Raw genomic sequence first — 15691 nt, 5'->3', positions numbered from 1 at the left:
TTGTATTTTTATTTAAATTATTTCGCCATTGTAAAGCCAACTTTTTCAAAAATTGCCTTACATTCATCACCTTTTAAGAATTCTAAAAATTCTTTGGCTTCTTTTGAGTTTTTAGAATTTTTCATAATTGCAGCTGGATATAAAACGGGAGTCTTAATCATTCCTTCTTTTGCAGTTGCAACAACTTCAAGTCCTGCTGAATAAGCATCAGTTGCATAAATTATACCACAGTTTGCAACCCCTTCTTTAATCCAAGTTGTAACTTCTTTAACATTACTTCCGAAAGTAACTTTCTTTTGAATTTCATCCCAGATTTTTAAGTTTTTCAAAAGTTCTTCTGAATATTGTCCAACTGGAACATCAGAGTTACCAAGAGCGATTTTCGAAATTTCTGCCTTTGTTAAATCTGTAAAATCTTTAAGACCTAAAGAATTTCCCTTTGCAACAGCAAGAACAACCTTATTTTCCAAAAGATTAAATCTAGAAGATTCATCAATAACTACATTAGCTTCTGGAGTTTTTGTCTTATCCAAAGCATTCATTTGTTTTTGAGCAGCAGAAATAAAGATATCTACTTCAGCTCCTTGTTCGATTTGTTTCTTTAAAGTTCCTGAAGAATCAAAAGTATAAACTAATTCAATATCCTTATGTTTTTCTTCATATACTTTTTTGATTTGTTCCATTGTTTCAGTCATTGAGGCTGCACAATAAACATTTAGTTTTTTCTTTTCTGTCTTTTCAACTGTAGTTTCTTTCTTTTCTGCAGGGTTTGAAGAACAAGCAGTAATTCCAAGAATCATAGTTAAAACTAAAAATATTCTTAGTAATTTTTTCATAAAATACTCCTTAAGATATATTTGACTTTTAGTCAAATATATCTTATCATCTAAAGGAAAATAAGTCAATAACTATGGTTAAGTTGTCTTAAAAAAAATCGAACGTTTTTTATTAAAATAACCATTGCAGGTGTGGGGTTTTTAATAATTATATAAATTTTTTATTTTTTACTATTATATTTATAATGATATTTTGATATTTATCTACTTTTAACGTCTAGCTACTAAACGAAGATTTTTCCCTTATACGTCATCTTGAGCGAAGTGTAACGAAGTCGAAAGATCTCATACTTTTGCTTTAGCAAAAGTAAATGTATCGTAGATACATTTAGAAATTTTTTATTTCTTTCAGAAATACTATTGCTTGCTAGCAAGCAATAGTTGAGATCTCTCGACTACGCTCGAGATGACGTGTTGGTAGCATTTCTTTACAAAGTGCTATGACGTGAACTATTTTGTTTCATATAATAATCTCGTCAGTACTACTATTATTTTTCACAATAAAAAAGAGATAATTTCCATTATCTCTGTACTATAATATCTTTTAAATAATCTACATCTTTTATTAGTATTTTTTTCGTTTCAATCAGTTCTATTATTCCCTTTGCATTTAGTTCTGCAAGTTTTCGAGTTACGGTTTCTCTTGTAAGTCCTGCGAATGAGCCCATATTTTCACGACTTATATTTAATTCCAACATTATTCCGTCTATTTTTTTTACTCCAAAGTTTCTAGCTAAACTTAAAAGAAGTGATGCTACTTTTACATCTGCGCTGTTTTCTATAAGTCTTGTTACTAAGTCTTCTGCATGACGGATTCTTAAAAAGGATTCTTCCAAAATCTTTATTGTAACTTTTGGATATTTATTTATAATCTTGTCAAAGTTTTCTTTAGAAAGAGAGATTACATAAGTATCTTCAATAGCTTGTCCATAGTAGATATAACCAGTCTTTTTGATAAGATTAAGTCCACCTATAAAATCATCTTTTTGATAGATATATAGCATTTGTTCAATTCCAGAACTACTTATCGTAAAGACTTTTATTTTACCACTTACAATTATATACATGGTATTGGCTTTATCTCCAGGTTTAAATAAAAATGTATTTTTTTTGTATCTCATTATATTTAATTCATCTTTAAAAGTATCAATCTCTTCAGTTGATAAATCAGAAAAAATTAGCAAATTTTGTAAATTAATATCCTTGTTTTTCATTTAAACCTCCTTGACTATTTTGTAATTTTAATTCTAACATTTATTATAAATAAAATCAACATATTCATATTTTTTCGCTTGATGAGAGAATAATTATTTTAATGTTGTATTATTTTAAAGTTCTGGACAAAAAAATTTTAAAAAAGTATTGACAAATATTTTTTTAGATGATAAAATAATGAAAATAAATTTTAAATTTGAAAGAAAGAGTAGAAAATTGAAAGTTTAAGAGAGTTAGTGGTTGGTGTGAACTAATACGGAAAATTTTTGAAAATCATCTTTTACAAAGGATTCGTGAAATGAGTAAGGAATCCCGCAGTGGTTTGCGTTACAAAAACCCGACATTGTTAGATGTTTGAGTGTTTCATTTTTTGAAAAATTAAGGTGGTACCGCGGAAAGTTATTTCGTCCTTTGTTCTATTAGAACAAAGGACTTTTTTTTGAAATAATTTACCACCATTTATATAATGAGATTATTTAAACAAAATGTCCAAGATTAAATTTTAGGAGGTTTTTATGAAAAACAATTTATCAAGAGAACAATTTTTTAGTGTAGCAATAATGCTATTCGGTTTATTTTTTGGAGCAGGAAATTTAATATTCCCTCCTCTATTGGGAAAACAAGCAGGTTCTGCAAGTTTTCAAAGTTTATTAGCCTTTGGAGTAACAGCAGTTGTATTCCCAATATTAGGTGTTGTTTGTGTTGCAAAGACTAAAGGTCTTTCAAATCTAGCAGGAAAAGTAGATAAATATTTTGCAGTTATATTTACTACTATGATATATATGGCAATAGGACCTGGACTTGGAATCCCAAGAGCAGGAAGCCTTCCTTTTGAAATGGCAGTTGCTCCATTTTTACCAGAAAATGTATCAGTAAATGTGTCAAGACTTGTTTACACTTTTGTATTCTTTTTAGTAGCTTATTTAGTTTGTTTAAAGCCAAATAAATTGGTTTCAAGAATGGGAAAATTTTTGACTCCTGCTCTTTTACTTCTTATAACAGTAATGTTTATAGGAGTTTTATTTAAAAATCCTAATGCAGTAACGAGCCCAGTTGGAGATTATGCAACCTCTTCAACTGTTAAAGGATTTTTAGAAGGATATAATACAATGGATACAATAGCTGCTTTAAATTTCGGCCTTGTAATTTCACTTGCAATAAAGTCTTTCAAAGTTGACGATGAAGAAAAAGTTATAGGTTATACTGTAAAAGTTGGTTTAGTTGCTGGTTCATTCCTTTTTGTAATCTATGCAATGCTTGCTTATATAGGAATGACAACTTCAGGTTTAACAGAAACTGCCAAAAATGGTGCTGAAATATTAACAACAGTTTCACAATATGTATTTGGAAAATTCGGAATAGTTTTACTTGCAAGTATATTCACTCTAGCTTGTTTAACAACTTGTATAGGTCTTATAACAAGTATAAGTAAATTCTTCGAAACTATGACAAAAGAAAAAGTATCTTATAATAAATGGATAGTTTTCTGGACATTTTTATCATTCCTAGTTGCAAACTTCGGACTTAACACAATATTAAAAGTGTCAGTTCCAGTTTTAGTTGCAATCTATCCTGTTTCAATAGTTTTAATACTACTTGGACTTACAGAAAAATATTTTGGATACAATAAATTTACTTATAGATTAGTTTGTTATACAGTAACTTTTATAGCTGTTGTAGAATCTTTACAAAGTGTAAATTTAACTTTACCTTTTGTTACTAAATTAGTTTCAAGTCTTCCTTTTTATAGTTTAAGTCTTGGTTGGGTAATTCCAATGGTATTAACTTGGTTTGTAGGAATGAGTTCAAAACTGCTTGAAAATAGTAGAAGTACAGCATTCAATAAGTAGAATCTCTACCTTCATTGTTGCTCTACATCATATAAACAAGATTAACCTTATTACTTCACAATAATATTGATATAGATACTGTTTTGTGTTAAAATATAGTTCAAGAACTTTATAAGGAGGTTTTTATGGACGATATTTTAAAAATAAGAGGTCTTACTAAAATGTTCGGACAAAATTATGCCGTAAATAACGTTGATATGAATATTCAACGTGGTGATATCTATGGTTTTATTGGAAGAAATGGTGCTGGTAAGACTACTTTAATTCGAATTTTATTGGGACTTTGTGAAAAAAATAGTGGTGAAATTGAGCTTTTTGGTTCAAGTAATCTAAGCGAAGGAAGAGATAAAACAGGTTGTATTATAGAAAATCCTGCATTATTCCCTAAGATGACAGCAAAAGATAATATAATTGCTCAATCTAAGGCTGTAGGAGTTAAACTTAGCAGTTCAGAAATTGACGATTTGCTTAGTGTTGTAGGACTTGAATCTACAGGCAAGAAAAAAGCTAAAGATTTTTCTCTTGGTATGAAACAAAGACTTTCAATAGCTCTTGCACTTGTAGGAAATCCTGAATTTTTAGTGCTTGACGAACCTACAAATGGACTTGATCCTGAAGGTATTAGAGATGTTAGAAATTTGATTTTAAGATTAAATAAAGAAAAGAATATTACTGTTTTAGTTTCAAGCCATATCTTAGGAGAACTTCATAAATTGGCAACAAGATATGGAGTTATAGATAAAGGCAGACTTATTAAAGAATTTACTGCTAAAGAACTTGATGAAAAAACAGAAGATGGCTTTGAAATAAAAGTTAAAGAAGATGATGTTCAGAGCGCAGAAGATTTCTTAAAAGAAAGTAATATTGATTACTCATTTGATAAAGAAAAATGTAAGTTTACAATTTCCAAAAATGAAAATTCAGATGAAATTCTTAAACAAATAACTGCAAAAGGTGTAATTCCTACATCTTATGGATTTAAGAATGTTGACTTGGAAGATTATTTTATGGAACTTATAGGAGGTAAACATGAATAGAGTTTTAAGTTATGACAGATTTAAATTACACAAATCAAAATTTTGGTGGATTTGTATATTAATTTCAATGGCTATTGCTGATTTGACTATATTCACATTTGCGGCTGGAGCATCAAAATTGGGAGCTAAAGTTATTCCTTTTTCCTATTATAGAACTGTAACAAATCCTTCAACATTAATATTCTTGATAATTGTTTGTATGTTTATAGGAACTGATTTTAAAACAGGAACGATTAAAAATGTTGCATCCAAAGGAATAAAGAGACATGAAATAGTTCTTTCAAAATTAATTTGGAGTTATATATTAGCAATAGTTTTTGTAGCTTTAACAGTTGCTACAGCTTTAGTTACAATGATTATATTTACAAAAACTTCAATAAAATCTAGTGAACTAATAGAAATTTTAAAATTATCAGGACTTTCAATTCTTTCACTTTGGGCATTTAGCTCAATTTATACACTAATTACTTTTATAGTTAAAAGTTCAGGAGCCGCTATTGCAATTTCTATAATTTTAAGTATATTCTCAACAATAATTATAACTTTAGTTGAACAACTAATTTTAAAATCAAAGAGCATATCAAGACTTTTCCCTAATTTCATAGCAACTATTGCTAGCGGAGCTTCAACAGCGAAGAGTACCACAATATTTATTATTGCAATGTTTGTATGGATTATAGTTTGTTCAGCTTTAACTATTTTAATTTTTCAAAAACAAGATATAAAATAGGATTTATTCCACAATAAGATAATTAATTATGGGAGTCAATAGACTCCCTTTTTATGAAAATTACAAAGATAGAGGTGATAAAATGCAAGATGTTTTATGGTTATTTCCAGTTGTTTTTATGGTTCATGAAATGGAAGAGATAATAGGACTTCGAATTTGGCTTGAAAAAAATATAGATATTACAAAAAAATATAGCAGAATTTCAAAAATTTATCAAAATGTAACTACAGAAGCTTTTTCGGTTGCTGTTTTAGAGGAGTATTTGTTATCTATAATCATAACTGCTCTAAGTATTTATTTTAAAATCTATCTTCTTTGGATTGGAGTATTTATTGCTTTTGCAGTACATCTAGTTATCCATATAATCCTTAGTATTATAATAAGAAGATATATTCCAGCACTTGCAACTAGTATTCTACTTTTACCTATAAGTATCTTTTTAATAAACAAAGTAATTGTTGAGCTTCATTATTCAACATTTAGTGTAATTATAGCTTCTTTATTGTGTTTTATAATAATGCTAATTAACTTAATGCTTATTCATAAATTGATGAGAAAAGTAAGTGAAAAATTTAATAATTAAAAAAATAATTTTAACAACAAAAAATGCAGATTTAAGTCTGCATTTTTTATTTATTGTGAAATAACAAGGTTCCCGGGTACCCACCCGATGTGAAGCATCGTGGAAGGGTGGGGTTCTTATTTGATTAATTATAATTTTATAAAAGTCCTTTGTAGTACATAGAATTAAAAGTAAATGTATCGTAGATACATATAGAAATTTTAATTTTTATTTCTTTCAGAAATACTATTGCTTGCTAGCAAGCAATAGTTGAGATCTCTCGACTACGCTCGAGATGACGTGTTAGGAGCATTTCTTTGCAAAGCACTTTCACGTGAACTATTTTATTTTATATATAATTTGATGCCTATCTGCTTTTAACGTCCAGACATAAAACGAAGATTTTCTCTTATACGTCATCTCGACTGTAACGAAGCGAAGCTGAGTGCAACGGAGAGATCTCATACTTTTGCTTTAGCAAAAGTAAATGTATCGTAGATACATCGAACATAGAATTATCACAAAAAGCAGGTATTTTTCATATCTGCTTTTTTATAAAAAATTTTTTTTATTTATATTACAATACTCCAGCCATTTCCTAAAATCAAATTTGATATTAGAAAAGCTAGTAAGTTAGAAAATATTACCATTGGAAATAGTATAAGTATTATTTCAACAAAGCCAAAAAGAAGGAACCCACCATCTCTTTCTCCAAAAAAGAGACTGTAAAGATGATATTTAAAGTAGTATAATGGAGCTTTTCCTTTACTATAATCTCCATATTTTTTAAAAAACGATAACCAAGCCATTTCTCTAACATAAACCATAAGTCTATAAGCTGTTGTTACGGATATGATTATTCCAATAACAAATGTATATGAAAGAAAACTGTATTCAAAATATAATCGCATTAATATTACATAAAAAATCAAGATAATTTCTATTAAAATAATCCATTTTATGTATTTTTTTGCTTCAAATTTATTTTCTTTTGTTGGTTTCTTTGCAAAGAACATTAAAATTGATATTAAAACAACTAATCCTATTGCTTTTACAATTCCTTCTAGAATATACATCAGATTTTAACTCCTTTTCGATAATTTTTTATTTATTGTGAAACAACAAGGTTCCCGGGTACCCTCCCGATGCAAAGCATCGTGGAAGGGTGGGGTTCTTATTATAAGATAAATCAGTTTCAATTAGTTTTCCATTTTTAGCATCTTCAGGGATTATTATTTCCTTAACTTCGTCTATATCAGAATATTTTACGGTAAATTCTTCGTCTAAAGAAACGGAAACTATTCTTTGCCCATCTTTGAAATATGCAAATTTAGCTTTTATTTCACATTCTGTTGGTAAAAATGTATTTTTATCAATTATATATCTTACTTCAACTTTTTCAACCAATAGTTGCTTTCTTATTTTTTCAGTTCCTGTTTGAACAGAGTCTAGAATTTCATTAAGGACTTTACTAACAACGGTTTCACTTCCTGAGTAAGTAATTTCATAGCTTAATTCCTTTTCTTCTACTTTCATTTTATTTTGAATAGCAGTTAGAAATTCCGTTACTATTTCAAAGTTTGTAAGTTTTCTTTTTCCATTATATCCTTCTCTAAACTTCTCGTTAGTAGCCCTCTTCCAACTTGTATTTTTAATATCTTCTATATAGATAGTATCATCTGTAATATATAATATGCTCTCAAACTTCTGTCCATCTCTTTCTGCATTACGTTCTATTTTTACAATGGCTGGATTTACTGTCATTGATGTATCTAATTTTATAATTGAGTGGGCATTTTGATCTGGACTTGTAAAATTTTGTATAGTTTCTATTTTTGCATTTGCACTTTTTACTGATTTTGTAGCTTCTGTTACTTTCTTGACCAATTCATCATTTTTAGTATTGTCAACCTTAGATGAACAGCCAACTGCTATGGTAAAAAATAGACAAATAGAAAAAACAAAAAGAATTTTTTTCATTATTTTCATATAAAACCCCCACTAAATTGTAATATATTTATAATAAAAAGTAAATATAAGGAATGAATTGCTATATTTGGAGTATTTATATTTTGACATACAAAAACCCCCAAAGTCTTTGTTCAGATTTAGGGGTTCACATCATTATTTTGGAACTGAAGGTGCTTCAGGCAAATTTGGATCTGCATTTTTCGCATTTAGAACATTTTCAGGAATTGTTATAGCTTCAACATTATTTACATCTGAATATTTTGCGGATATTTCTTCAACCATTCCAAGTCCATCAACTTTTTGCCCGTTTTCATAATAATCATAATTAGCTTTAATATAAAATTCTGTTGGTAAAAAAGTCTTTGCATCTACTATAAATTTAAATTCAAAACCACTAGATTTTACCTGTTTAAGTAATTTTTCTGTACTCCTATCAATATAAATTAAGACCTTTGAAATTACATCTCCAAATGAAGAATCATTTCCTGAATAAGTAACTTCATAAGTTGAGCTTTTTTGTACTACAGTCAAATTATCTTTTACAGATGTCAAAAATTCTAGAGCATTCTTATAGTTTACAAGATCTCTTCTTCCATCACTTAGCTTTCTAATGGCTTCAAATGTAGCTTTTGACCATTCTTTAGTTTGATAATGTTGACTATAAATTACACTATCTGTAATATATTGCTCATTATCTGTCTTTTTATTTTCAGAACTTAGACTAGTACGATAAATTTTTATAATAGTTGGATTATCAGACATTGACATATCCATAGTTACAGTAGAAACAAATGTTCCATTATCACCATTTATTGTTTGTTTTTTTTCAACAACAGCCTTTGAACTTTTTACTGTTTTAATTGCTTCAGTATATTTTTGAAGAAACTCTGAACTATCTACTTTAGTTCCTTTTTCTTCTTCTTTTTTATTTTCTTCTTTTTTACTATTATCTTTATTTTCTGTTGTAGTAGTTTTCTTTTTATCCTCTTTAGATGAACAAGCTACCACGACAACAGAAAGTGAACAAATAGCAAGAGCCATTAAAATTCTTTGTACTTTTTTCATATTAAACCTCCTTAATAAATGTACAACTATATAGTAATATATTTTTTCATAAAAGTAAAGCCTTAAACTAATATAAAAAATGCAGATAAATCGAATTTTATCTGCATTAAAATATTTCTGTTTTTTTCCTTTATTTCATTTCTTTTGCATTTTTAACTTCATCTGGTATTTTTAACGACTCAACCTTATTTATATCAGAATAGGTAAATTTCGTTTCTGAATCAAATGATACAGACCCTTGTTCTTTTTTAACAGTAGCTTTTATCTTTGTCTCAGATTCTACCGGATAAAATGTTTTTTTATCAATTACATATTTTACTTCATAATTTTCAACTGTCATATTTTCAAATGATTTTGCCAAAGTAGGTTGAGTTGAAAGTATGGATTTTGTAAGTGCTTGTTTAGCTGTTTCGTTCTTTCCAGAATAAGAAACTACATAGTTTGAACCCTCTTCAACTATTGAAAGATTTTCTCCTAGAACCTTAATTAATTCAGGAATAGCATCTAAATTTCCAACATTCTTTTGTTGTCCAAAAATTTTTTTGAAATTTCCTTCCTTAACTTTATACCATTTTTTATCCAATGATGATAGAAAATACATTTCTTCTTTAGTAAAATACATCCCATATTCACTAGATTTTTGTCCAACTATAGTAGTCTTACCATCTAATTTAACTATAAGTGGTTCTGATGAAATGGTTGCTTCAATTTCCGAATTACTAGTCGCACCTTTCCCAAAAATATCACTTGTTACTTTACTTTGAACTTTAACTTTTGAACTCTTTACATTTTTTGAAGCTTCTAAAACTTTGTTATAAAGTTCTTCAGCTGATATAACATTTTCTTTTTTTTGATTATTATTTGAATTATTGTTATTATTGTTGTTATTATTGTTGTTATCTTTTGATGAACATCCTACTGCTACAAGAGAAACTAAGCAAATAGCAAGAGCCATTAATATTCTTTGTACTTTTTTCATATTATACCTCCTAAATAAAATGTACAACTATATTGTAATACATACCTAATAAAAAGTAAAGTTTTTGATTATTTTTAAGTCAAAAAGCAGACAAACTCTAGTTTATCTGCTTAAAATTTTAAAATTTTAAAATTTTAATTACCTTTATATTCCTGTGCATTTTTTACTTCATCTGGTAATTTTATTGGTTCAACTTTATTGATTTCAGAATATACTGCTTTTAAATTTATTTTAAAATGATCATCTTCTTTGCCTTCTCATATTTTTAGTTTAATTTGAAGAGTATATTCTTTTGGCATAAAAGTACTTTTGTCAACTTTATAATTTATCTCAATTTTTTCTATATCCACTATATCCAGAAGTTTTTCTAAAACATCTTCATCCGTAAAAGTAACTTTTTTTAAATAATCTTTAATGGATGCATCTGCACCTGAATAGGTAATTTCATATTCAGAATCTTTTTCTTCCATTTTTAACTTATCTTTTACAGAATTCATAATTTCCATAATTCCATTAATTTCTGTAAATTCTTTTTCTGTGTATAATGATTTTTTTAGTTCCTCATCTTCAATACTAAACCATTCATTTGATTTCTCATTTTTAGCATAAACAACTCCATCGGTAAAATATGATTCAACACTAGATTTTTTTTCTAGTAAATTCACTGTACTATACAATTTAGTAATGCTTGGATTATCAGTTGTTATTGCCTCTGTATTTACTAATGTTTCAGTTTTCTTACCAGCTGCCGACATAATTTCGCTATAATCCATTTTTCTTTTTGAACTCTTAATTTCTTTTGTGGCATCATTAACTTTTTTAAAAATTTCTTCACCTGATAATTTACTAGATTTATTTTCCTTTTTTTGAGTTGCTATATTTTTCTTATCTTCCTCCTTATTTGAAGAACAACCAACTACCCCAATAGAAATCAAAAAAATTGCTAGCATTATTAGAATTTTTTGTGTTTTTTTCATAACTCCTCCTAAATAAATATCTAGCTATATAGTAATATATTTTTTTAAAAAAGTAAAGACTTAAAATATTGCATAAAAAATGCAGATAAACACGAGTTTATCTGCATTAATTTTTTAATTATTGATTAGTTTTCATTTCTTTTGCATTTTTAACTTCATCAGGTAATGTAATTGGAGCAACCTTATTGATATCTGATAGTGTTGCTTTTAAATCCATATCAAAAGACATTTCTTTTTCACCTTGAGAAATTTTTATAACAGTTTTCATTGAATATTCTTTTGGCATAAATGTACTTTTATCAACCTTATAGAAGAAATCAAATTTTTCAATACTTACATTTTGCATATAATTTTTTAAGTTTGGTTGGCTCTTAGCTATAGCTTCTTTCAATGCTTCCTTAACTGATTCATCATTTCCTGAGTAAGAAATTTCATATTCTGAACCTTTATCTTCAATTTTTAGATTTTTTTGAACAGAATCCATAATACTTAACATTTGATCCATATTTGAAGCATTTTTTTGAGCTTCCATTGTTTTTCTCATTGATGGATCTGTAATCTTAACCCATTCTTTTGTTATAACATTTTTAGAATAAACAGCATCTTCTGTAAAATACATATCTAAGCTAACTTGTTGTCCCATTGCATTCATTGAGCCACTCATTTTAACAACAACAGGATCAGAGCTTGTTTCCATATTCATATTTATAGCTGTTTCTGTTTTGTTACCGGCTAAATTCATAACCATCTTATTTTCAGCTTGTATTTTTGAGCTCTTAATTTCTTTTGTAGCTTCATTTATCTTCTTTACAATTTCCTCATTTGATAATTTTTCAGATTTTGTTTCTTTTGTTTCATTCGTATTGTTAGTAGTATTTTTCTTTTCATCAGAAGAACATCCTACTGCAACTATAGAAAGTGAACAAATAGCTAATGCCATTAAAATTCTTTTTATTTTTTTCATATTATACCTCCTAAATAAAATGTACAACTATATAGTAATATATTTTTTTAAAAATGTAAAGACTTAAAATAAATTTCGTAAAAAAATACAGACAAACTAGAGCTTATCTGTATTAAAAATTTTTTATATTTAATTTTTTTTGTTATTCCATTCTTGAGAATTTTTAACTTCATCAGGAATAGTTATTTCTTTAACACCATTTACATCAGAATATTTAATATTAAAATCTACATCTATATTTAATGTTTGTTTTGCAACAAGAACTTTAAATTTAGTTTTTATATTAAATTCTGTTGGGTTAAATGTTTTTTTATCAATTATAAATTTTACATCAAATTGTTCCAATTCTATATCATTATTAAGAACACCTTTTGAAGTAGGTTGACTAGCTATTATAACTTTTTTCAAAGGTTCCTTAATTGCATCATCAGTTCCTGAGTAAGTAGCTTCATAGTTTGAATCTTTTTGTTCTATTTTCAAATTCTTTTCCAAAGCAGTCAAAAGTTCAACTATATTTGCATAATCAGCTGAATTTTTTTGACCATCATATAATTTTCTAGTACTTTCTTCTTTAAGATTATACCACTGTTTATTATAATTATTTTGAAAATAATAAGTATCTGTAGTAATATACTGATTATTAATAACAGTATTTCCGGAAGTTTCAGACTTTCCACTAATTTTTACCACTGATGGTTCTTTAGTCATTTCAGTTTCTAAATCAAATTTAGTTGTTACTTTTTTACTATTAACATCTATACTTACTGTACTTGCATTTTTAGATTTTAAACTTGTTACTGATTTTGTAGCTTCATTAACTTTTTTAACAAGGTCTTCATTGCTTATCTTACTAGATGAACAAGCAACCGCTCCAATAGAAATTGAACAAAGAGCAAGAGCCATCATTATTTTTTGTATTTTTTTCATAATACACCTCCTTAATAAATGTATAACTATATAGTAATACATTTCTAATAAAAAGTAAAGTGATTAAATTAATTTACTTAATATTATCTGAAATTATTCTTAAAAAACACTATTTTAGTTCAAATCCTTAATAAAGCTATTCACATAATTGTATATAAAATTCTTCTATATTATAGTTCGTTTATTTCATACACTTTCTTATTTGCCAATGCTTCATCAATAAGTTTATCAACTTCTAAAAGAGCTAAACTATTATTTATATCTTCAATCTTTGGCTTTGTTACCGGATGTTTTGGCAAGAACACAGTACAACAGTCCTCAAAAGGTAAGATACTTGTTTCATAAGTGTCAATCGTTCTTGCAATGTCAATGATTTCAGTTTTATCCATTGCAATTAAAGGTCTTAAAATTGAAATTTCAGTAGATTTATCCACAACTGTAATTCCTTGAATAGTTTGACTTGCAACCTGTCCAAGACTTTCTCCTGTAATTAGTGCATGATAATTTTGTTTAATCGCAAGTTTTTCTGCAATTTTCATCATAAAAATTCTACCTAGAATAGTAATTTCTTTTTCAGGGCATTTACTTGCAATTTCCTTTTGAATAGGTAAAAGATTTATGCTTGTCATTGTGAATTTTCCAACATAATTTGAAAGGATTTTCGCAAGGTCTTTAACTTTTTCCTCTCCTCTTTCACTTGTAAAAGGATAGGAATGAAAATGTATTGCACCAATTTCCATACCTCTTTTACCCATGACAAAACCAGCAACGGGGCTGTCGATTCCACCTGAAAGAAGCAAAAGTCCTCTTCCACTTGAGCCTATTGGAAGCCCACCAAAGCCCTTATATCTCTTTACATAAACATAAACATATTCTTTAACATCTACGAAAATCGGCATTTGTGGATTATGAACATCAACCTTTAAAAGATTTCCAAAATTTCTAAGTACAACTCCTCCAAGCTCTCTTGAAAGTTCAGGAGATTTTGGAGTAAATTTCTTATCAACTCTATTTACAAAAACTTTAAAAGTCTTTTCTTCATTTATTCCTAAATCACTCACTAAAACTCTTGTAGCTTCTTTTATATTTTCAAGCTTTTTTTCAGTTCTTAAAACTTCACAGATATAAAAAATTCCAAAAACTTTTTTAATTTGTTCAATCATTTCATCAAAAAGCTCTCTATCTGCCTTTATATAGACTTTTCCCTGCTCTTTGTAAAATTCTTCAACTTCAAAATCCGCTATCGCCTTTTTTATCTTTCTTATTATTCTATTTTCAAAATCTTTTCTATTATCGCCCTTTAAAGTCAGCTCTCCAAAGCTGACACTGATTAAATAATCCATTATCTTCCTCTTTTCATAATCATTCTAATTTCATTTACATACTTTTCTAATTTTTCAATAAAAACTTTAATTTCTTCTTCTGTATTAAACTCGGAAAGAGAAATCCTTACAACTCCATCATTATATTTGTTATCAAGACCTATTCCATCAAAAGTTCTACTCTTTTTACCCTTACTACAAGCAGATCCTGTTGAAATATAAATCTTTTCACTCTCCAAGAAATGTAAAAGCACCTCACTTCTGATATTTTCAAAAGCGACTGTTACAATATTTGGAACTCCGTCTTTATTAGTTAAAAATTTATGATTTTCAATTTTTGAAATACCTGAAATCAAAATATCTCTTAAATTTTCCAAATATTTTTTTCTATTCTCCAGATTTTCATACATAAATTCGGTAGCGACTTTTAAACCCATTATTCCAGCAACATTTTCAGTTCCTGATCTAAAGTCTTTTTCCTGACCTCCACCTAAAACAAAAGGTCTTAAATTTATATTTTTATTTACATAGATTGCTCCAATTCCCTTTTGAGCATGAATTTTATGTCCACTCAAAGTTAAAATATCAATCTTGGATTTTTTTACATCAATATTGACTTTCCCAAAAGCCTGTGCAGAGTCAACATGAAAAATACATTTCTTATTCTTTTCCTTAATAGCTTTTCCAATGCTTTCAACATCTTGAATAATGCCAAGCTCATTATGAACATAGGCTATTGAAACTATTTCAGTATTTTCATCTACGAGATTTTTTACACTCTCAATGTCGATATAGCCTAATTCATCCAATTTTAAAAATCTAATCTCTTTTTTCTCTTTTAAAAATTTATAGACATTAAAAACAGAGGAGTGTTCAATCTCCGTTGAAACTATATTTTTCCCCTTTGCAGTTGAAATCGCTCCAAAAATTGCAGTATTATTTCCTTCTGTTGCACAGGAGTTAAAAAATACCTCTTCAGCCTTGCAATTTATATATTTTGCTATAACTTCTCTACAAGAATTTATATCTTTAGAAACAGAATATCCAAAATCGTAAAGAGATGATGGATTTCCATAATTTTCTTTTAAATATTTGACCATAATATCTATAACTTCATCGCGAACTCTTGTAGTCGCGGCATTATCTAAATAAATCATAATAACTCCTTAAAAAACTCATTTCATTAACAATATTTTAATATAAAATTGGGAAATAAGCAACTTTATTAATAAATAAGCATTTAAACGACTTACATA

The 15691-nt window shown here is 27.7% G+C and carries 15 protein-coding genes and 1 other annotated feature; of the genes, 4 read left to right on the top strand and 11 right to left on the bottom strand.

The window, feature by feature from the left end:
- Positions 1-17: 17 nt before the first annotated feature.
- Together modA and WFJ11_RS00125 are read right to left on the bottom strand one after the other, a co-directional pair.
- Positions 18-836, bottom strand: coding sequence for a molybdate ABC transporter substrate-binding protein (gene modA, locus WFJ11_RS00130; RefSeq protein ID WP_338817399.1), 819 nt, complete (start codon positions 834-836; stop codon positions 18-20).
- A gap of 521 nt (positions 837-1357) precedes the next feature.
- Complete coding sequence (locus WFJ11_RS00125) at positions 1358-2050, bottom strand: Crp/Fnr family transcriptional regulator (RefSeq protein WP_313961402.1); 693 nt, start codon at positions 2048-2050, stop codon at positions 1358-1360.
- A gap of 192 nt (positions 2051-2242) precedes the next feature.
- Positions 2243-2466, top strand: a binding site (T-box leader).
- Between the two features lie 100 nt (positions 2467-2566).
- On the opposite strand from WFJ11_RS00125, the gene brnQ reads away from it, so the two are divergent.
- The 4 genes from brnQ to WFJ11_RS00105 all read left to right on the top strand — a co-directional run bounded on the left by brnQ (position 2567) and on the right by WFJ11_RS00105 (position 6251).
- Entirely contained in the window at positions 2567-3901 is a 1335-nt protein-coding gene (brnQ, locus tag WFJ11_RS00120; protein WP_338817398.1) for a branched-chain amino acid transport system II carrier protein, read from the top strand.
- A gap of 125 nt (positions 3902-4026) precedes the next feature.
- A complete protein-coding gene (locus WFJ11_RS00115) occupies positions 4027-4938 on the top strand; it encodes an ATP-binding cassette domain-containing protein (RefSeq protein ID WP_323988740.1) in 912 nt (303 codons plus the stop codon).
- Positions 4931-5668 carry an ABC transporter permease gene (locus WFJ11_RS00110; protein ID WP_338817397.1) on the top strand — a complete coding sequence of 246 codons (738 nt, stop codon included), beginning with the start codon at positions 4931-4933 and terminating at the stop codon, positions 5666-5668. The genes WFJ11_RS00115 and WFJ11_RS00110 overlap by 8 nt, the downstream gene beginning before the upstream one ends.
- Positions 5669-5750: 82 nt before the next feature.
- Entirely contained in the window at positions 5751-6251 is a 501-nt protein-coding gene (locus WFJ11_RS00105; protein WP_338817396.1) for an HXXEE domain-containing protein, read from the top strand.
- A 551-nt stretch (positions 6252-6802) separates the two neighbouring features.
- Here the strand turns inward: WFJ11_RS00105 and WFJ11_RS00100 are convergent.
- The 9 genes from WFJ11_RS00100 to WFJ11_RS00060 form a co-directional block, all read right to left on the bottom strand.
- Positions 6803-7306, bottom strand: coding sequence for a hypothetical protein (locus WFJ11_RS00100; RefSeq protein WP_338817395.1), 504 nt, complete (start codon positions 7304-7306; stop codon positions 6803-6805).
- Between the two features lie 28 nt (positions 7307-7334).
- A complete protein-coding gene (locus tag WFJ11_RS00095) occupies positions 7335-8219 on the bottom strand; it encodes a DUF6612 family protein (protein WP_293439801.1) in 885 nt (294 codons plus the stop codon).
- Between the two features lie 135 nt (positions 8220-8354).
- Positions 8355-9266 (bottom strand): DUF6612 family protein, encoded by a 912-nt coding sequence (locus WFJ11_RS00090; RefSeq protein WP_009354831.1) that lies wholly within the window; start codon positions 9264-9266, stop codon positions 8355-8357.
- A gap of 130 nt (positions 9267-9396) precedes the next feature.
- Positions 9397-10245 carry a DUF6612 family protein gene (locus tag WFJ11_RS00085; protein ID WP_338817394.1) on the bottom strand — a complete coding sequence of 283 codons (849 nt, stop codon included), beginning with the start codon at positions 10243-10245 and terminating at the stop codon, positions 9397-9399.
- A 257-nt stretch (positions 10246-10502) separates the two neighbouring features.
- Entirely contained in the window at positions 10503-11222 is a 720-nt protein-coding gene (locus WFJ11_RS00080; protein WP_338817393.1) for a DUF6612 family protein, read from the bottom strand.
- A gap of 118 nt (positions 11223-11340) precedes the next feature.
- A complete protein-coding gene (locus WFJ11_RS00075) occupies positions 11341-12186 on the bottom strand; it encodes a DUF6612 family protein (protein WP_313961393.1) in 846 nt (281 codons plus the stop codon).
- Positions 12187-12315: 129 nt separating this feature from the next.
- Entirely contained in the window at positions 12316-13113 is a 798-nt protein-coding gene (locus WFJ11_RS00070) for a DUF6612 family protein (protein WP_338817392.1), read from the bottom strand.
- Positions 13114-13283: 170 nt separating this feature from the next.
- Positions 13284-14456, bottom strand: a complete 1173-nt coding sequence (gene thiI / locus WFJ11_RS00065; RefSeq protein ID WP_313961391.1) for a tRNA uracil 4-sulfurtransferase ThiI — start codon at positions 14454-14456, stop codon at positions 13284-13286.
- Positions 14456-15592, bottom strand: a complete 1137-nt coding sequence (locus WFJ11_RS00060) for a cysteine desulfurase family protein (RefSeq protein WP_338817391.1) — start codon at positions 15590-15592, stop codon at positions 14456-14458. The genes thiI and WFJ11_RS00060 overlap by 1 nt, the downstream gene beginning before the upstream one ends.
- Positions 15593-15691: the final 99 nt, after the last annotated feature.

Source organism: Parvimonas micra (genome assembly GCF_037482165.1).
Taxonomy (GTDB): domain Bacteria; phylum Bacillota; class Clostridia; order Tissierellales; family Peptoniphilaceae; genus Parvimonas.
Note: the sequence above shows the minus strand (reverse complement) of the source record. Positions and strands in the feature narration are given on the sequence as shown.

Excerpts from the sequence above, each read along its gene's own strand:
- WFJ11_RS00090 (WP_009354831.1), bottom strand. The coding sequence starts at position 9,266 with ATGAAAAAAGTACAAAGAATTTTAATGGCTCTTGCTATTTGTTCACTT.
- modA (WP_338817399.1), bottom strand. The coding sequence starts at position 836 with ATGAAAAAATTACTAAGAATATTTTTAGTTTTAACTATGATTCTTGGA.
- WFJ11_RS00095 (WP_293439801.1), bottom strand. The coding sequence starts at position 8,219 with ATGAAAATAATGAAAAAAATTCTTTTTGTTTTTTCTATTTGTCTATTT.
- WFJ11_RS00060 (WP_338817391.1), bottom strand. The coding sequence starts at position 15,592 with ATGATTTATTTAGATAATGCCGCGACTACAAGAGTTCGCGATGAAGTT.
- WFJ11_RS00125 (WP_313961402.1), bottom strand. The coding sequence starts at position 2,050 with ATGAAAAACAAGGATATTAATTTACAAAATTTGCTAATTTTTTCTGAT.
- WFJ11_RS00080 (WP_338817393.1), bottom strand. The coding sequence starts at position 11,222 with ATGAAAAAAACACAAAAAATTCTAATAATGCTAGCAATTTTTTTGATT.
- WFJ11_RS00100 (WP_338817395.1), bottom strand. The coding sequence starts at position 7,306 with ATGTATATTCTAGAAGGAATTGTAAAAGCAATAGGATTAGTTGTTTTA.
- thiI (WP_313961391.1), bottom strand. The coding sequence starts at position 14,456 with ATGGATTATTTAATCAGTGTCAGCTTTGGAGAGCTGACTTTAAAGGGC.
- WFJ11_RS00085 (WP_338817394.1), bottom strand. The coding sequence starts at position 10,245 with ATGAAAAAAGTACAAAGAATATTAATGGCTCTTGCTATTTGCTTAGTT.
- WFJ11_RS00110 (WP_338817397.1), top strand. The coding sequence starts at position 4,931 with ATGAATAGAGTTTTAAGTTATGACAGATTTAAATTACACAAATCAAAA.
- WFJ11_RS00115 (WP_323988740.1), top strand. The coding sequence starts at position 4,027 with ATGGACGATATTTTAAAAATAAGAGGTCTTACTAAAATGTTCGGACAA.
- WFJ11_RS00105 (WP_338817396.1), top strand. The coding sequence starts at position 5,751 with ATGCAAGATGTTTTATGGTTATTTCCAGTTGTTTTTATGGTTCATGAA.
- WFJ11_RS00070 (WP_338817392.1), bottom strand. The coding sequence starts at position 13,113 with ATGAAAAAAATACAAAAAATAATGATGGCTCTTGCTCTTTGTTCAATT.
- brnQ (WP_338817398.1), top strand. The coding sequence starts at position 2,567 with ATGAAAAACAATTTATCAAGAGAACAATTTTTTAGTGTAGCAATAATG.
- WFJ11_RS00075 (WP_313961393.1), bottom strand. The coding sequence starts at position 12,186 with ATGAAAAAAATAAAAAGAATTTTAATGGCATTAGCTATTTGTTCACTT.